Annotated in this window: 10 protein-coding genes; 6 read left to right on the top strand and 4 right to left on the bottom strand. The window is 72.3% G+C overall.

Annotated features, from left to right (window positions below; genetic code table 11):
- Positions 1 to 37: 37 nt before the first annotated feature.
- The gene (locus tag ACGFNH_RS17475) at positions 38 to 1,423 is read right to left on the bottom strand and encodes a sensor histidine kinase (RefSeq protein WP_393654563.1); all 1,386 of its coding nucleotides are present in this window, start codon (positions 1,421 to 1,423) and stop codon (positions 38 to 40) included.
- 165 nt (positions 1,424 to 1,588) lie between these two features.
- On the opposite strand from ACGFNH_RS17475, the gene ACGFNH_RS17470 reads away from it, so the two are divergent.
- Positions 1,589 to 2,548 (top strand): cellulose-binding protein, encoded by a 960-nt coding sequence (locus ACGFNH_RS17470; protein WP_393654561.1) that lies wholly within the window; start codon positions 1,589 to 1,591, stop codon positions 2,546 to 2,548.
- 170 nt (positions 2,549 to 2,718) lie between these two features.
- Here the strand turns inward: ACGFNH_RS17470 and ACGFNH_RS17465 are convergent, their stop codons facing one another.
- Positions 2,719 to 4,263, bottom strand: a complete 1,545-nt coding sequence (locus ACGFNH_RS17465; RefSeq protein ID WP_393655384.1) for an MDR family MFS transporter — start codon at positions 4,261 to 4,263, stop codon at positions 2,719 to 2,721.
- A 682-nt stretch (positions 4,264 to 4,945) separates the two neighbouring features.
- Here ACGFNH_RS17465 and ACGFNH_RS17460 point away from each other — a divergent pair.
- Positions 4,946 to 5,734, top strand: coding sequence for an ABC transporter ATP-binding protein (locus ACGFNH_RS17460; RefSeq protein WP_393654559.1), 789 nt, complete (start codon positions 4,946 to 4,948; stop codon positions 5,732 to 5,734).
- Positions 5,731 to 8,304 (top strand): ABC transporter permease, encoded by a 2,574-nt coding sequence (locus tag ACGFNH_RS17455; protein ID WP_393654557.1) that lies wholly within the window; start codon positions 5,731 to 5,733, stop codon positions 8,302 to 8,304. The genes ACGFNH_RS17460 and ACGFNH_RS17455 overlap by 4 nt, the downstream gene beginning before the upstream one ends.
- Before the next feature lie 122 nt (positions 8,305 to 8,426).
- Here the strand turns inward: ACGFNH_RS17455 and ACGFNH_RS17450 are convergent, their stop codons facing one another.
- A complete protein-coding gene (locus tag ACGFNH_RS17450; RefSeq protein ID WP_393654555.1) occupies positions 8,427 to 9,113 on the bottom strand; it encodes a protein-L-isoaspartate(D-aspartate) O-methyltransferase in 687 nt (228 codons plus the stop codon).
- Positions 9,113 to 10,228 (bottom strand): CapA family protein, encoded by a 1,116-nt coding sequence (locus tag ACGFNH_RS17445; RefSeq protein WP_393654553.1) that lies wholly within the window; start codon positions 10,226 to 10,228, stop codon positions 9,113 to 9,115. Before ACGFNH_RS17445 ends, ACGFNH_RS17450 begins: the two co-directional genes overlap by 1 nt.
- Before the next feature lie 257 nt (positions 10,229 to 10,485).
- On the opposite strand from ACGFNH_RS17445, the gene mfd reads away from it, so the two are divergent.
- From mfd to ACGFNH_RS17430, 3 genes are all read left to right on the top strand, one after another.
- Complete coding sequence (mfd, locus tag ACGFNH_RS17440) at positions 10,486 to 14,136, top strand: transcription-repair coupling factor (protein ID WP_393654551.1); 3,651 nt, start codon at positions 10,486 to 10,488, stop codon at positions 14,134 to 14,136.
- A 224-nt stretch (positions 14,137 to 14,360) separates the two neighbouring features.
- The gene (locus tag ACGFNH_RS17435) at positions 14,361 to 15,026 is read left to right on the top strand and encodes an HNH endonuclease family protein (protein WP_393655382.1); all 666 of its coding nucleotides are present in this window, start codon (positions 14,361 to 14,363) and stop codon (positions 15,024 to 15,026) included.
- Between the two features lie 166 nt (positions 15,027 to 15,192).
- Complete coding sequence (locus tag ACGFNH_RS17430) at positions 15,193 to 15,834, top strand: SurA N-terminal domain-containing protein (RefSeq protein ID WP_393655380.1); 642 nt, start codon at positions 15,193 to 15,195, stop codon at positions 15,832 to 15,834.
- The last annotated feature ends 241 nt before the right edge of the window (positions 15,835 to 16,075 follow it).

Here is a 16,075-nt window from a genome sequence, read left to right as displayed (position 1 = left end):
GACCGGTCTCACGGGACCGCTCTCTCGAACCGGTCTCTCAGACCGGCCGCAGGGCGTCCGGCGCGCGGTCCGGGAGGACCGCCGATACGCGGAAGCCGCCCGCGTCGGTGGGCCCGGACACGAATCCGCCGCCGAGGGCGGTGACCCGCTCCCGCATGCCGACCAGACCGTTGCCCCCGCTGGGGAGGCGGGCGCCGGCCACGCCCTCGGCCGGAGGCCCGTTCTCCACCAGGACCGCGACCTCGGACTCCCGGTGGGCGAGCCGCACCTGGGCCTTGGCGCCCGCGGCGTGCTTGTGGACGTTGGTGAGCGCTTCCTGGACGACGCGGTAGGCGGTCTGCTCGACACGGGCGGTGTAGGTGCGCAGGTCGCCCTCGACGGACAGCTCCACCGCCATGCCCGCCGCCCGTGACTGCCCGATGAGGGCCTCCAGTTCGCTGAGCGAGGGCCCGTCCGGCTCCTGCACGGCGACAGCGACGGGCCAGGCCGCCCCCGACAGCGACCCGGCCGCGAGCGCGATCCCGTCCCCGTCCGCCTCGGCGCCGCCGCGTGCCGTGGCGAACTCCGCGAGCCGGGCCGGTGCGGCGAGCCGGTCCTCGGTGCGCAGGACGCCGAGCATCTCGCGCAGTTCGTTGAGCGCCTGCCGCCCCATGTCGCCGACGAGGGCGGCGTTGCGCACGGCGCGCTCGGGGTCTTTCTGGGCGACGGCCTGGAGGGCTGCGGCGTGGACGACCATGAGCGATACGCGGTGGGCGACCACGTCGTGCATTTCCCGCGCGATGCGGGTCCGTTCCTCGTTGCGTGCCCACTCCGCACGCTCCTCGGCGCGTTCGGCGAGGAGGGAGAGTTCGCGTTCGAGGCCGTCGGCCCGTTCGCGCAGGCTCTCCACGAGGCGCCGGCGGGCGCCCACGTACAGGCCGAGCAGCAGGGACGGTGCGGCCAGGCCGATGGCCATGAGCGCGGAGACGAGGGTGGAGACCCAGAACGGCGGGCTGTAGCCGTCGCTCCGCATGTCCTGGTGGAAGCTGATGAAGGTGATCAGCAGGGTCCCGGCCATGGACATTCCGGCCAGGATGACGGTGATGCGGCGCGGCACGTCGGACGCGGCGAGCGTGTAGAGGCCCACGACGCCCAGCAGGAAGCCCATTTCGGCCGGGGTGATGGCGATCGAGACCAGCACGACCGCTATCGGCCAGCGCCGCCGCAGGACGAGGGCCGACCCGGCCACCAGGCCCAGGGCCACCCCGGCGGGCACCGCTACGTCCGCCTCGTGGGCGAAGGGGATCCCCTCGACCGCGCATTCGATGGCGGAGATGACGGCGAGGACGACGTCGAGCACCATGCTGCGCCGTCTCGCCCACCACCATGGGCCGGTCGGCGCCCCTCGCGCACCGGCTTCCCTGACTGCCCCCGTTGTGGTCATACCGACCAGCGTACGGGCGGCACGCGCGCATTATCCGCTGGGTTTCCCCACCTCTTGGCGCGGTCGCGTGCGGAGTGTCGCGTTATGCGGTATTCGCTCTCATCCAGAAAGATGTGCGCCGCAGAACACGGCATGACCACCATGACGGATAAAAGGGGCTTCAGGATGAGTGCGTCTGTGTCACCGCAGGGCTTCACCGCGGTACGGGGCCGCGAGCGTGGCTACCGGCCCGAGCAGGTCGACCGCATCGTCGGCGGGCTGTCGGCGTCCCGCGACGAGACCTGGGAGCGCGCGGCGCGCCTCACCGTCCTCGTCAAGGAGATGGAGGAGAAGGCCCGTCACCTGCGGGAGGCGGCGGAGTCGCTGCCGCAGCAGACCTACGAGGGGCTGGGCACCCGCGCCCAGGATCTGCTGTCCCTGGCCGAGTCGCAGTCGGTGGACCTGCGGGACGCCGCCGAGGCGGCGGGGCACGAGGTGCGCGAGGAAGCGGACGCGTTCGAGCGGACCGTACGGGAGCACGCGCGCGGTGTGGCGATGCGCGTGCGGGGGGACGCCGAGGCGTGGGCCGAGCGGTGCAGGGTCGTGGCCCAGCAGGTCGCCGACGAGATGCGGGTGACCGCGCGGCGCGACGCGAAGGAACTGCGCACCGACGCGGTCGCCGCCCTGAAGGAGATGCGGGAGCGGTGCGGGGATCTCCTGGCCGACCAGGAGAAGGAACAGGCGGCCCGCTGGGACGAGGCGGGGCGTGAACTGGCCGAGCAGGAGGCAGGGTTCGACGCCCGCGTCGAGGAGCTGGTGGAGCGGTCGGAGGCCGGGCTGGCGCAGGCACAGCGGCGGTTCGCCGAGGTCGACCAGGCGGCCCGGTACGGGCAGGAGGCGGCGGAGGCCCAGGCCGCGGACCTGCTGGCGCGGGCGCGGGCCTGGGAGGAGCGGGTCGTCGAGGAGACCGAGGCGGTGCTGGGGCAGCACGCGGAGCGGCGCGACGAGGTCCGCCGGCACCTGGACCATGTGCGGGGGAGCCTGGCGGCGCTGTCGGTCCGTGTCCCGGAGGGGAGCCAGGGAGGCAGGGAAGAGGTGGCGGAGACCGGATCGGTGCCGGGGCCGTCGGCGAGCGCGGAGGACTGAACGGGTGGGCTCCGCGGAGGACGGGACGGACCGGCGCCGCGGAGGACGGAACGCGTCGGCACCCGCGGACCCGTAGGCCATCGCCCGCTCGCGCATCCGCCCGCGTGGATCCGCTGGATCCGCTCACGTGGACCCGCTCATGCGGACGGGGTCCGCCCGCCGTGTCGGGACTACGCGCCCCCGCCCGTATCGGTGTCCTCGCGGCCCGGCCCTGGCTCGCTGTCGGGCAGGACGGGGAAGCGGCGCGGGGCCAGGAGCAGGAGGACCAGGAAGGCGAGGGCCGCGGCGGCCGCCGCTCCCACGTACACATGGTCCACGGCCGCGTCGACCGCCCGTCGCAGATAGTCCGCCGCGGTGTCCGAGAGCGCGCCGGGACGCTCGAGGGCGTGCGAGACCGAGTCGAGGCTGTCCGGCAGCTCCGGCCGGATGGCGGCGGGTGCCTCGGCCAGGCGCCCGGCGAGGGTGGCGTTGGCGACCGCCCCGAACAGCGCCGCGCCCACGCTCTGCCCGATCTGCCGGTTGAAGAGCACGGAGGCCGTGGCCGTACCGCGCTCGGCCCATTCCACCGAGGACTGCACGCCGATGATCAGCGGGAGTTGGAAGATGCCCAGCGCACCCCCGAGCAGCAGCATGATCAGCGCGGGCATCCACGGTTCGCCGGGATACGGGAGCAGTGGGAAGGCCAGGAGGATCAGCGTGGCGAGGCCGATGCCCAGCAGCGCGCTCTGCCGGAAGCCGATGCGGTTGTAGACATGGCTGCTCAGCGCGGCCGAGACCGGCCAGCTCAGGGTCATGACGGAGAGCACGAACCCGGCGGCGGTGGGCCCGAGTCCCAGGACGGACTGGGCGTAGGTCGGCAGGAAGACGGTGGGGGCGACCATGAGCAGGCCGAGGGCGCCGAGGGCGAGGTTGACGGCGGCGATCGTCCGCCGCTTCCACACCCAGCCGGGGATGATCGGGTCGGCGGCCCGGCGCTCGATGACGACAGTCGCGGCGGCGCATGCCGCGCCGGCGGCGAACAGCCCGAGCGAGGGCGCCGACAGCCAGGGCCAGGCCACGCCGCCCTGGACCAATGCCGTCAGCAGCAGTCCGCCGCAGGCGAAGACGGCCAGCGCCCCCGCCCAGTCGACGCGGGGCATGCGGAAGGAGCGCCGGCGCCCCGCCGTTCGCGGTGACGGCCGCGGCGGCCTCGCCGGTACGGTCTCGCGGAGATGACGGCTGATCAGCCACAGGGCGACGGCGCCGACGGGCAGGTTGATGAGGAAGATCCAGCGCCAGTGGGCGTACGCCACGAGGAGGCCGCCGAGGGCCGGTCCCGCCACCGCGGAAACGGCCCACACCGTCGAGAGCTTGGCCTGGATCTTGGGCCGGTCCTTCAGGGGGTAGAGGTCGGCGGCGATCGTCTGGACCGTCCCCTGGATCGCGCCTCCGCCGAGACCCTGCACGATGCGGAAGGCGATGAGGCCGCCCATGTTCCAGGCACCCGCGCACAGCAGGGAGCCGACGAGGAAGAGCACGATGCCGCAGACGAGGACGGGCTTGCGGCCGAAGGTGTCGGACAGCTTGCCGTACACGGGGAGGGTGACGGTCACGGCGAGCAGGTAGCCGGAGAAGAGCCAGGAGAAGACGGAGAAGCCGCCGAGGTCGCCGACGATCTGCGGGACGGCGGTCGAGACGATCGTGGTGTCCAGTGCGGCCAGCGCCATGCCGAGCATGAGCGCCGCGGCGACGGGGCCGCGGTGGGCGGTGGGGGCGGGCGCGGCCTCGGATGCAGCGCCGTGGCCCGTACGTCTCGCGGTGCCGCTCACCGTGCCCCTCTCCAGGTCCGTGTACAGCGTCCTCGGTTCTGACGTACGTCTTCGGTTCCGTGTACGTCCCTCGGGTGCGTGTACGACGCACCCTTCCATGCGGTGCCCGGGTTCCGAAACAGGGGGCCTGCGCTCCCTACCGACGGCGGGAGAGCCCGCCGCTCGTGGGCCCGGCCGGGGCCCCGACCCCCCTACGCCACCCGTCGGTTCCCCCGGACCCTCATAGGGGCGGATCCGGGCTTGACCCTCCGGTTACGGGAGGGTGCAGGCTCGGACCGTACGCCCGGCTCGGCCCAGGGGCGGACGACCCCTAGGGGGAGGTCCGTACTTGGGGGCAGCCGGGGTTCGTCCTGCTGGAGGAGGAGGGGATCAACGTGCCGCCCCTAGCCTTCTCGTGGGCCCCCAAGGGGGGCCGCGGGACTCCGGGGAGTGGGGCCAGTTCCCGGAGTCCCGCGGCGGAGGGGTGGGGAAAACCCCCCTCCCGGACGGTGCCGCGCACCCGTGCGCGGCACGGCCGAGCACCCGCAGACTCGGGCCCTACCGGACGGGGGGATCGCCTTCCGTCCGCACACGACTGAGGAGAGACACCGTGACATCGGCTGTGACCATTCCCAGGACCGGGGGCAGTGGAGGGCGTACGGCCGTTGCCGCGCGGGCGCGTCAGGTGCTGAAGGCCTACGGGTCGGGCGAGACGCGCGTCGTCGCCCTCGACCATGTCGACGTGGACATCGCCCGTGGGCAGTTCACCGCGATCATGGGCCCGTCGGGCTCCGGCAAATCCACGCTCATGCACTGCCTGGCCGGCCTCGACACCGTGACCTCGGGCCAGATCTTCGTCGACGAGACCGAGATCACCAAGCTCAAGGACAAGAAGCTCACACGGCTTCGCCGGGACCGTATCGGCTTCATCTTCCAGGCGTACAACCTGCTGCCGACGCTCAACGCGCTGGAGAACATCACGCTGCCCATGGACATCGCGGGACGCAAGCCCGACCGCGAGTGGCTGAACCGCGTCGTGAAGACCGTCGGTCTGGCGGACCGGCTGAAGCACCGGCCGACCGAGCTGTCCGGTGGCCAGCAGCAGCGCGTCGCCGTGGCCCGCGCCCTTGCCGCCCGCCCCGAGATCATCTTCGGTGACGAGCCGACCGGGAACCTGGACTCGCGCGCAGGCGCGGAGGTCCTCGGCTTCCTGCGGCGCTCGGTCGACGAGCTGGGCCAGACCATCGTCACCGTCACCCACGACCCCGTCGCCGCCGCGTACGCGGACCGGGTGCTGTACCTGGCCGACGGGCGGATCGTGGACGAGATGTACAACCCGACCGCCGAGCAGGTCCTGGACCGGATGAAGAACTTCGACGCCCGCGGGAGGGTGTCGTGACGGTCGTCAGAACGTCGCTGCGCAACTTCCTTGCGCACAAGGGGCGGATGGCGCTCTCCGCCATCGCCGTCCTGCTGTCGGTGGCCTTCGTGTGCGGCACGCTGGTCTTCTCCGACACCATGAACACCACCTTCGACAAGCTCTTCGCCACCACTTCGGCAGACATCACCGTCAGCCCCAAGGGCCAGAAGGGCGGAGGTGAGGTGCCGCGGACCGGCCGGCCCGAGTCGCTGCCTGCCCGGACGCTCACCGAGGTGAAGAAGGCGAAGGGCGTGAAGTCCGTCGAGGGCGCCGTCAACAGCATGAGCGTGACGGTCGTCGACTCCGACAACAAGAACATGGGCTCCAGCACCGGCGCCCCGACCATCGCGGCCAACTGGACCGACAACGAACTGCGCGCCATGGAGATCTCGGAGGGCCACCGTCCGCGCGGTCCCACCGAGGTCATGGTCGACGGGGACACCGCCGAGAAGCACAAGCTGAAGCTCGGCGACGAACTGCGCACCATCGCCGTGACCGGAGACTTCCGGGCGAAGATCGTCGGCATAGCGGCCTTCAAGGTCACCAACCCCGGTGCCGCGGTGGTCTACTTCGACACGGAAACGGCCCAGCGCAAGCTGCTCGGCGGCAAGAACGTCTACACCTCGGTCTCCGCCACCGCCGACGCCGGCGTCACCGACGAACAGCTCAAGAAGAACGTCGCGTCCGAACTCGGCGGCGGCTACAAGGTGCAGACGCAGAAGGAGGCCGCCGACTCCAGCCGCGAGGGCATCGGCGACTTCCTCGACGTGATGAAGTACGCGATGCTCGGCTTCGCCGGAGTCGCCTTCCTCGTCGGCATCTTCCTCATCATCAACACCTTCTCGATGCTGGTCGCCCAGCGCACCCGCGAGATCGGCCTGATGCGCGCCATCGGGGCGGGCCGCCGGCAGGTCAACCGCTCGGTGCTGATCGAGGCGCTGCTGCTGGGCTTCGTCGGCTCGGTGGTGGGTGTCGGGGCGGGCGTGGGCCTCGCGGTCGGCCTGATGAAGCTCATGGGCCTCCTCGGGATGCACCTGTCCACCGCGGATCTGACGGTCAAGTGGACCACTCCGGTGGTGGGCGTGACCCTGGGCGTCGTCGTCACGGTCCTCGCCGCGTACCTGCCCGCGCGCCGCGCCGGCAAGGTCTCGCCGATGGCCGCCCTGCGCGATGTCGGCACCCCGGCGGACCGGAGGACCGGCTGGGTCCGCGCCGTCCTCGGACTGGTGCTGACGGGCGCGGGCGGGGCCGGCCTCTACGCCGCGGCCAAGGCCGACAAGGCGGTCGAGGGCTCGATGTTCCTGGGCCTCGGCGTGGTACTCACCCTCATCGGCTTCGTCGTCATCGGGCCGGTGCTCGCGGGCTACGTGGTACGCGTCATCAGCGTGATCGTGCTGCGGATGTTCGGACCCGTGGGGCGGATGGCGGAGCGCAACGCACTGCGCAACCCGCGGCGTACGGGCGCCACCGGCGCGGCCCTGATGATCGGACTCGCGCTGGTCGCCGGCCTCTCCGTGGTCGGCTCCTCGATGGTGGCCTCGGCCACCGACCAGCTCGACAAGTCGGTCGGCGCGGACTTCATCGTCCAGTCCGACACCGGCCAGCCGATCCAGCCGCAGGCGGCCAAGGCGCTGCGGACCGCCACCGGGGTCGACCACGTCACCGAGTACAAGAACCTCGCGACGCGGATCACCACCCCGGACGGCAGGACGGGTGACGCCGGCCTGGTCGCGGCCGACCCGACGTACGCGCAGGACCTGCGGCGGGAGACCGTCTCGGGCGAACTGTCCGCCGCCTACGGCCGGAACGCCATGTCGGTCGGCGACACATACGCCAAGAAGCACGGCATCAAGGTCGGGGACAGGCTGAAGGTGGCCTTCCAGGACGGCGAGACCGCGCGCCTGAAGGTCGCGGCGATCACGTCCGACGACTCCTCCGTCGACAAGGGCGTGAACTACACCAGCATCGCGACCGCCGAACGCCATCTGCCCGAGAAGCGGATGCCGTTGAACACGATCATGTTCGCGAAGGCGGAGGCCGGTAAGGAGAAGGCCGCGTACACCGCGCTCAAGGACTCCATGAAGGAGTACCCGCAGTACACGGTGCGCGACCAGACCGACTACAAGAAGCAGTTGAAGGACCAGGTCGGCCAACTGCTCAACATCGTCTACGGCCTGCTGGCACTGGCGATCATCGTGGCGGTGCTCGGTGTCGTGAACACCCTGGCCCTCTCGGTGGTCGAACGCACCCGGGAGATCGGCCTGATGCGCGCCATCGGCCTCTCCCGCCGCCAGCTCCGGCGCATGATCCGCCTGGAGTCCGTCGTCATCGCCCTCTTCGGCGCCCTTCTGGGACTCGGCCTGGGCATGGGCTGGGGCGCCAGCGCCCAGAAGCTCCTGGCCCTGCAGGGTCTCGAGGTTCTGGACATCCCCTGGCCCACGATCATCACGGTCTTCATAGCCTCGGCGTTCGTGGGCCTGGTCGCCGCCATGATCCCGGCGTTCCGGGCGGGCCGGATGAACGTGCTGAACGCGATCGCGACGGAGTAGAAGGAGCAGGGCAACGGGGAGGCCGCGGTGCGGCCTTCGCGGCGACGGGCCCCCGGGAACGCTTCGACGGGAGCGGGCCCGGGGGCTCGTCGTGTCCGGGCGGGCGCGGTGCGACGCCGGTCTCACGGCGGATAACCGTGCCGCCCGTAGAGGCGGACGAAGCTCGCCCCCGTCAGGATCCCCTCGCGCGCCAGGCCTGCGTCCGTGCGCACGAAGGAGACCACGTCCTCTCTGCCACCCGGGCCGATGGGCGCCACCAGGCGGCCGCCCGGGCGGAGCCGGGCGGTCACGGGCGGAGGGACCTTGAGGAAGGCGGCCGAGATCAGGACCGCGTCGTACGGGGCGTGCTCCGGTACGCCCAACGTGCCGTCGCCGACGAGGAGTTCCACCGTGCCGATGCCCTCGCCGAGGAGGTTGCGGCGCGCCTCCTCCACCAACTCCGGCCATCTGTCGATGCTCACGACATCTCCCGCCACGCGGGCGAGGAGGGCCGTCTGGAAGCCGTGGCCCGTGCCGATCTCCAGGACGTGCTCGGTGCCGGTGAGTTCGAGGCCCTCGATCATCAGCGCCGACAGCGAGGGCTGCGACGTGACCTGCCCGCGGCCGATGGGGAGCGGTGCGTCGATGTAGGCCGCGGCGGCGTGGGCGGCGGGCACGAAACGCGTGCGCGGCGTCGTCCGCAGGGCCTCCAGCACCCGTCTGTCGCGGACGCCGGCCGCCAGGGCGGCGCGGACCAGGTCCTCCGGCGAGGAGGCCGAAGAGGGCGGTGACGGCCCGGAGTTCTTCCGTCGGCGTCCGCTTCCGGCCATCACGCCCGCCCCAGCGTCAGCAGGCCGCCGCCCGGCCCGAGGCCGACCTGGACTCCCGCGCCGTGGCTGATCCGGTCCAGGAGGTCGCGCAGCCACGCGCAGTCCTCGCGCGCCGCCGGGCGCAGACGCATCCGGTGCGCCTGCAGCGGGACGATCCGGCCGCCGGTCAGCCGGCCGCTGTCCGGGTCCACCGTGACGAGCCAGAGCAGCCGCAGGTCGTCCCGGAACTCCTCGTAGCCCCTGATCCCCTCGTAGTCGTCGATGAAGTCGCCGCAGCCGTAGAGGACGAGCCTGTCGTGGTAGACCTCCACCGGGCGGGGGTGGTGCGAGGAGTGGCCGTGGACGACGTCGACGCCGCCGTCGATCAGCGCGTGCGCGAAGCGGGCCTCGTCGCGGGAGACGCCGTAGCCCCAGTTGGGACCCCAGTGGACCGAGGCGATCACGATGTCCCCCGGCCGTTTGACCTGCCGTACGCGATCGGCGACCTGTGCCGCGTCCGCGGACGAGGGCGCGGGGACGAAGCCGACCCCCGGGCGGTCCGCCGTCGCAGCCCAGCGGCGGGGCACCCCGCTCGACGGCATCCCGAAGGAGAAGACGAGGACGCGCCCGCCCCCGGCGGTGCCGACGACGGCAGGCCGGTGGGCCTCGTCCGCGTTCCGGCCGGCCCCCACGGCCCGCAGCCCCGCACCGGCCAGGGCGTCGAGCGTCTCCTCCAGCCCGGTCACGCCGAAGTCGAGGACGTGGTTGTTCGCCAGCACGCACACGTCCGGGCGGGCGACCGTCAGACAGGGCAGATTGGCCGGATTCAGGCGGTAGTGGACCTGCTTCCCCGGAGCGAAGTCATCACTCTGCGTGATGCTGGTCTCCAGATTCACCACTCGTACATCCGGAGCCGTCTCGTCGAGCACGTGCAGGGCCTCGCCCCACGGCCAGGAGAAGTCCGCCGGATGCGGGACCGGGCCACTGGCCGCCTCGGCCAGCGCGACATAGCCGCGGGCGTCCCGGATGTACCGCTCGTGCAGCCCGGGGTCGCCGGGGCAGGGAAGGATGGCGTCGACGCCGCGGCCGAGCATCACGTCGCCGCAGAGGAAGAGCGTCACCGGGTCTCCCCGCATGCTGTCCACGCTAGGCCGCCCGGGAGTCGAAGCATCGGCCCGCGATCGCGCCGGCCGTCCGGGACCGCAGGAGTCGTAGGGCGGCCCGGGGCCCTCGCCGCTTGATTCCGGCCCGATCGTCGCCCTCCCGGCCCCCGCGTCCGGGACTCCACGCCGGTTGTCGGCAGGGCGACGTACGCTGGACACCCCGGCCCGTTCGACGTGTCGGGCGGTTCGCGTTGCACTCAAGTGATCACCCCGGGACGGAAACAGCCTTCATGAGCCTGCACGGTCTGCTCGACGCCGTCGTCAACGATCCCGCGCTCGCCGAAGCGGTGAAGGCCGCCGCCGACGGCAACCGGCAACACGTCGACCTCGTCGGTCCGCCCGCCGCCCGCCCGTTCGCCGTCGCCGCCCTCGCCCGCTCCCGGGCGGGCGCCAAGGGGAGCGGTGCCACCGGCGGAGCCCCGGGAGGCGCAGGCGCCGGCCGGACCGTCCTCGCCGTGACCGCCACCGGCCGCGAGGCCGAGGACCTCGCCGCCGCCCTGCGCTCGCTCCTGCCCGAGGACAGCGTCGTCGAGTACCCGTCCTGGGAGACGCTGCCCCACGAGCGGCTCTCCCCCCGCTCCGACACCGTCGGCCGCCGCCTCGCCGTGCTGCGCCGGCTCGCCCACCCCTCCGCCGACGACCCGTCCGCGGGCCCGGTGAGCGTTGTCGTCGCCCCCATCCGCTCCGTGCTCCAGCCGCAGGTCAAGGGGCTGGGCGATCTGGAGCCGGTGGCGCTGCGCAGCGGCGGGACCGCGGACTTGGAGGAGGTCGTGGACGCCCTGGCGGCCGCCGCCTACTCCCGCGTCGAGCTGGTCGAGAAGCGCGGTGAGTTCGCCGTGCGCGGCGGCATCCTCGATGTCTTCCCGCCCACCGAGGAGCATCCGCTCCGTGTCGAGTTCTGGGGCGACGACATCGAGGAGGTCCGCTACTTCAAGGTCGCCGACCAGCGGTCCCTCGAAGTCGCCGAGCACGGCCTGTGGGCCCCGCCCTGCCGTGAGCTGCTGCTCACCGAGGACGTACGGCGGCGGGCCGCGGCGCTGGCCGAGCAGCACCCCGAACTGGGCGAGCTGCTCGGCAGGATCGCCGAGGGCATCGCCGTCGAGGGCATGGAGTCCCTGGCCCCCGTCCTCGTCGACTCCATGGAGCTGCTGCTCGACGTCCTCCCTGAGGGGAGCATGGCCGTGGTCTGCGACCCGGAGCGCGTACGCACCCGGGCCGCCGACCTCGTCGCGACCTCGCAGGAGTTCCTGCAGGCCTCGTGGGCCGCTTCGGCCGAGACCTGGCGTGCGGGCGAAGCCCGTTCCGTCGAGGGCGGTGGTGGGCGGCAGGCGGGCAAAGCGCCCATCGACGTCGGCGCCGCGTCCCTGTGGGGCATCGCGGACGTACGGGAGCGGGCGCGCGAACTCGGCATGCTCTGGTGGACGGTCAGCCCGTTCGTCTCCGACCTGCACACCGAGGAGGACGGGCTCGACGGGGACGCCCTCCAGCTCGGCATGCGCGCCCCCGAGAGCTACCGCGGCGACACCGCCCGCGCCCTGGCCGACAGCAAGGGCTGGCTGGCCGACGGCTGGCGCACGGTCTACGTCACCGAGGGCCACGGCACGGCGGCCCGTACGGTCGAGGTGCTCGGCGGCGAGGACATCGCCGCCCGCCTGGAGGCCGATCTCGACGCCATCACCCCGGGCGTCGTCCACGTCGCCTGCGGCTCGATCGACTACGGCTTCGTCGACCACGGCCTGAAGCTCGCCGTCCTCACCGAGACCGATCTGTCGGGCCAGAAGGCCGCCGGGCGGGACGCGGCCCGTATGCCGGCCCGCCGCCGCAAGACCATCGACCCGCTGACGCTTCAGGCGGGCGACTACATCGTCCACGAACAGCACGGTGTGGGCCGGTACATCGAGATGGTGCAGCGCACCGTCCAGGGCGCCACCCGCGAGTACCTGGTCGTCGAGTACGCCCCGGCCAAGCGCGGCCAGCCCGGTGACCGGCTCTACATCCCGACCGACCAGCTGGAGCAGATCACCAAGTACTCCGGAGGCGAGGCCCCGACGCTGCACCGCCTCGGCGGAGCCGACTGGACGAAGACCAAGGCGCGCGCCAAGAAGGCCGTCAAGGAGATCGCCGCCGATCTGATCAAGCTGTACTCGGCGCGCATGGCGGCCCCCGGTCACACCTTCGGCGCGGATAGCCCCTGGCAGCGGGAGCTGGAGGACGCGTTCCCGTACGCCGAGACGCCCGACCAGCTCACCACGATCGCCGAGGTCAAGGAGGACATGGAGAAGTCGGTCCCGATGGACCGGCTGATCTGCGGCGACGTCGGCTACGGCAAGACCGAGATCGCCGTGCGCGCGGCCTTCAAGGCGGTCCAGGACGGCAAGCAGGTCGCGGTCCTCGTCCCCACCACGCTCCTGGTGCAGCAGCATTTCGCGACCTTCTCCGAGCGCTACTCCCAATTCCCGGTCGTGGTCAAGGCGTTGTCCCGGTTCCAGACGGACGCCGAGGCGAAGGGGGTCCTCGACGGCCTGCGGGAGAGCTCGGTCGACGTCGTCATCGGCACCCACCGCCTCTTCTCCTCCGAGACCAAGTTCAAGGACCTGGGCCTGGTCATCGTGGACGAGGAGCAGCGGTTCGGCGTCGAGCACAAGGAGCAGCTCAAGAAGCTCCGCGCCAATGTGGACGTGCTGACCATGTCCGCGACCCCCATCCCGCGCACCCTGGAGATGGCGGTCACCGGCATCCGCGAGATGTCGACGATCACCACCCCTCCCGAGGAGCGCCACCCGGTGCTCACCTTCGTCGGGCCGTACGAGGAGAAGCAGATCGGCGCGGCCATCCGCCGCGAACTCCTGCGCGAGGGCCAGGTCTTCTACATCCACAACCGTGTCGAGTCCATCGACCGTGCCGCCGCCAGGCTGCGCGAGATCGTGCCCGAGGCCCGTATCGCCACGGCCCACGGGCAGATGTCGGAGAACTCGCTGGAGCAGGTCGTGGTCGACTTCTGGGAGAAGAAGTTCGACGTCCTGGTCTCCACGACCATCGTCGAGTCCGGCATCGACATCTCCAACGCCAACACCCTCATCGTCGAGCGCGGCGACAACTTCGGCCTTTCCCAGCTCCACCAGCTCCGCGGCCGTGTCGGCCGGGGCCGCGAGCGCGGCTACGCGTACTTCCTCTACCCGCCCGAGAAGCCGCTGACCGAGACCGCCCACGAGCGCCTGGCGACCATCGCGCAGCACACGGAGATGGGCGCGGGCATGTATGTGGCGATGAAGGACCTGGAGATCCGCGGCGCGGGCAATCTGCTGGGCGGCGAGCAGTCGGGCCACATCGCGGGCGTCGGATTCGACCTGTACGTACGGATGGTGGGCGAGGCCGTCGCCGACTACCGCGCCTCGCTGGAGGGCGGCGTCGAGGAGGAGCCCCCGCTCGAGGTCAAGATCGAGCTGCCGGTCGACGCGCACGTCCCGCACGACTACGCGCCCGGCGAGCGGCTGCGCCTCCAGGCGTACCGCGCGATCGCCTCGGCGAGTTCCGAGGAGGACATCACCGCGGTGCGGGAGGAACTGGTCGACCGGTACGGCAAGTTGCCGGAGCCCGCGGAGAATCTGCTGCTGGTGGCGGGCCTGCGGATGCTCGCGCGCGCCTGCGGCGTCTCCGACATCACCCTCCAGGGCTCCAACATCCGCTTCTCGCCGGTGGAATTGCGCGAGTCGCAGGAGCTGCGCCTCAAGCGCCTCCACCCGCGCACGATCATCAAGCCGGCCACGAAGCAGGTGCTGGTGCCGCGCCCGGCCACGGCCCGTATCGGCGGCAAGCCGCTGGTCGGCCGCGAACTGCTGGCGTGGACGGGGGAGTTCCTCACCACCGTGCTCGGCGGCTGAGTCCGGAGCGGGCGGGAGCCGGAGCGGGGGAAGCGCGGGAGACGGAGCGGGGCCCGGTCCTAGGATGCGGTCCGGGGCCGGGCGCGTATCCGCCGGTACGCACCGGCCCGTACGGCCGACTCCCCACTCCCGACGGGACCACCGCCTTGATACGCACCTCGTTCGCTCCCCGTGCGGCCGTGGCCGCCGCCGTCACCGCCGCCCTCCTGGCCACCGCCGGATGCATGCCCGAGGACTCGAAGGAGGCGGGCGGCCACGGCGGAGTGGAACCCGCCGGGAAGGGCGGACCGGCCGTGGCCGCCGTGGACCGGCTGCCCGTCAAAGGGCGTGCGCCCAAGACCGGTTACGCGCGGGAACGATTCGGCTCGCCCTGGGCCGACACCGACAGCAACAAGTGCCCGACGCGCGACGACATCCTCGGGCGCGACCTGACCGATGTGGACCGCCGGGCCGCCTCGTGCGCGGTGACGTCGGGGACGCTGGCCCAGGACCCGTACACCGGGCGGCGCGTGGAGTTCCGGCGGGGCGGGGGCAGCGAGGTCGACATCGACCATCTCGTCGCGCTGTCCGACGCCTGGCAGAAGGGCGCGGGGCAGTGGGAGCCGCGCAAGCGCATCGCGTTCGCCAACGATCCGCTCAACCTCCTCGCCGTCGACGCGAGCACCAACCGCAGCAAGGGCGACGGCGACACGGCGACCTGGCTGCCGCCGAACAAGAAGTACCGCTGCACGTACGTCTCCGGGCAGGTCGCCGTGAAGAAGAAGTACAGCCTGTGGGTGACGCGGGCGGAGCGGGACGCGATGCGGCGCGTGCTGGATGGCTGCCCCGAGCAGCGCCTGCCCACCGGCGGCAACCCGACCCGGGCACCCGCCCGCTTTGGCGCGGGATGACCGCGTATCCGAAGTCGGGTACGAATCGTTGTCCGAATCAGTGGCCCGGGCCACGCGGACTCCCTACGATCGATCAGCACGTCGATCACCGCCAGGTCGCCGCCAGGTCACCGTCACAGCCGTCGTACGCTCGCACGTTCCATGCCGGGAGGCTCACTTGATCCGCCTGATCCGCCGCAGGACCGCGCTCTCCGTCTCCGCCGTCGCGCTGCTCTCCGCGTCGCCACTGCTCGCCGCCTGCGGCAGTGCCCCGCACCCGGGCTCGGCGGCCGTGGTCGACGGCGACCGGATCACCGTCGCCCAGCTCCAGTCGCAGGTGGAGGACGTACGGGAGGCGCAGCGCGGCTCGGCCCAGCCCGCGCAGCTCATCCGGAACAGCGGCCAGCTCACCCGCGCCACCCTCGGCAGCATGATCTTCAACCGGGTGCTGAACCGGGCCGCCGAGGACGCGGGCGTGACCGTCAGCCGCGGCGATGTGCAGAAGGCGCGGACCGCCATGGTGAAGCAGGCCGGAAGCCAGGACCGGCTGAACGCGCAGTGGCTCCAGCAGTACGCCATCGCGCCCGGGCAGGTCGACGAGGCCATCGGCAACCAGGTGGCCATGGACAAGCTCGCGCGAGCCCTCGGCGCCGACCGCAACAGCCCGCAGGGCGTCCAGAAGCTGGTGACCGCGCTGAGCGCGGCCTCCGGGGAGCTGGGGGTCGAGGTGAATCCCCGCTTCGGGGCGTGGAACGACAAGAAGGTGCAGCTCGGCGAGGCGAAGACGCCTTGGCTGCGGGCGGCCCCGAGCGAGAAGAGCCAGACCTGAGGCCGTAGGCCCGCAAGAGCGCGCACCAGCGGGGTCCGTGAGCCCGCTTCGGCCCCGACGCCGTACCTCCGCGCCGGGCCCGACGCCGTACCTCGCGGCGAGGCCCAAACGCCGTACCTCCGGGCCGGGGCGCGGGGGCGGGGGGGGGGGCCCCCCCCCCGGGGGGGGGGGTGGGGGGGGGGGGGGGGGGACCGCGGGGGCCCCCGGGCGGCGCGCCGCGCCCCCCCGCGGGGGCGCGGCG

The sequence above is a fragment of the Streptomyces sp. NPDC048639 genome (genome assembly GCF_043199075.1).
Taxonomy (GTDB): domain Bacteria; phylum Actinomycetota; class Actinomycetes; order Streptomycetales; family Streptomycetaceae; genus Streptomyces.
This window is presented reverse-complemented; position numbering and strand designations above follow the sequence as displayed.

Coding starts and splice junctions, on each gene's coding strand:
- ACGFNH_RS17475 (WP_393654563.1), bottom strand. CDS start 1,423: ATGACCACAACGGGGGCAGTCAGGGAAGCCGGTGCGCGAGGGGCGCCG.
- ACGFNH_RS17470 (WP_393654561.1), top strand. CDS start 1,589: ATGAGTGCGTCTGTGTCACCGCAGGGCTTCACCGCGGTACGGGGCCGC.
- ACGFNH_RS17465 (WP_393655384.1), bottom strand. CDS start 4,263: ATGCTCGGCATGGCGCTGGCCGCACTGGACACCACGATCGTCTCGACC.
- ACGFNH_RS17450 (WP_393654555.1), bottom strand. CDS start 9,113: ATGGCCGGAAGCGGACGCCGACGGAAGAACTCCGGGCCGTCACCGCCC.
- ACGFNH_RS17445 (WP_393654553.1), bottom strand. CDS start 10,228: ATGCGGGGAGACCCGGTGACGCTCTTCCTCTGCGGCGACGTGATGCTC.
- mfd (WP_393654551.1), top strand. CDS start 10,486: ATGAGCCTGCACGGTCTGCTCGACGCCGTCGTCAACGATCCCGCGCTC.
- ACGFNH_RS17435 (WP_393655382.1), top strand. CDS start 14,361: ATGCCCGAGGACTCGAAGGAGGCGGGCGGCCACGGCGGAGTGGAACCC.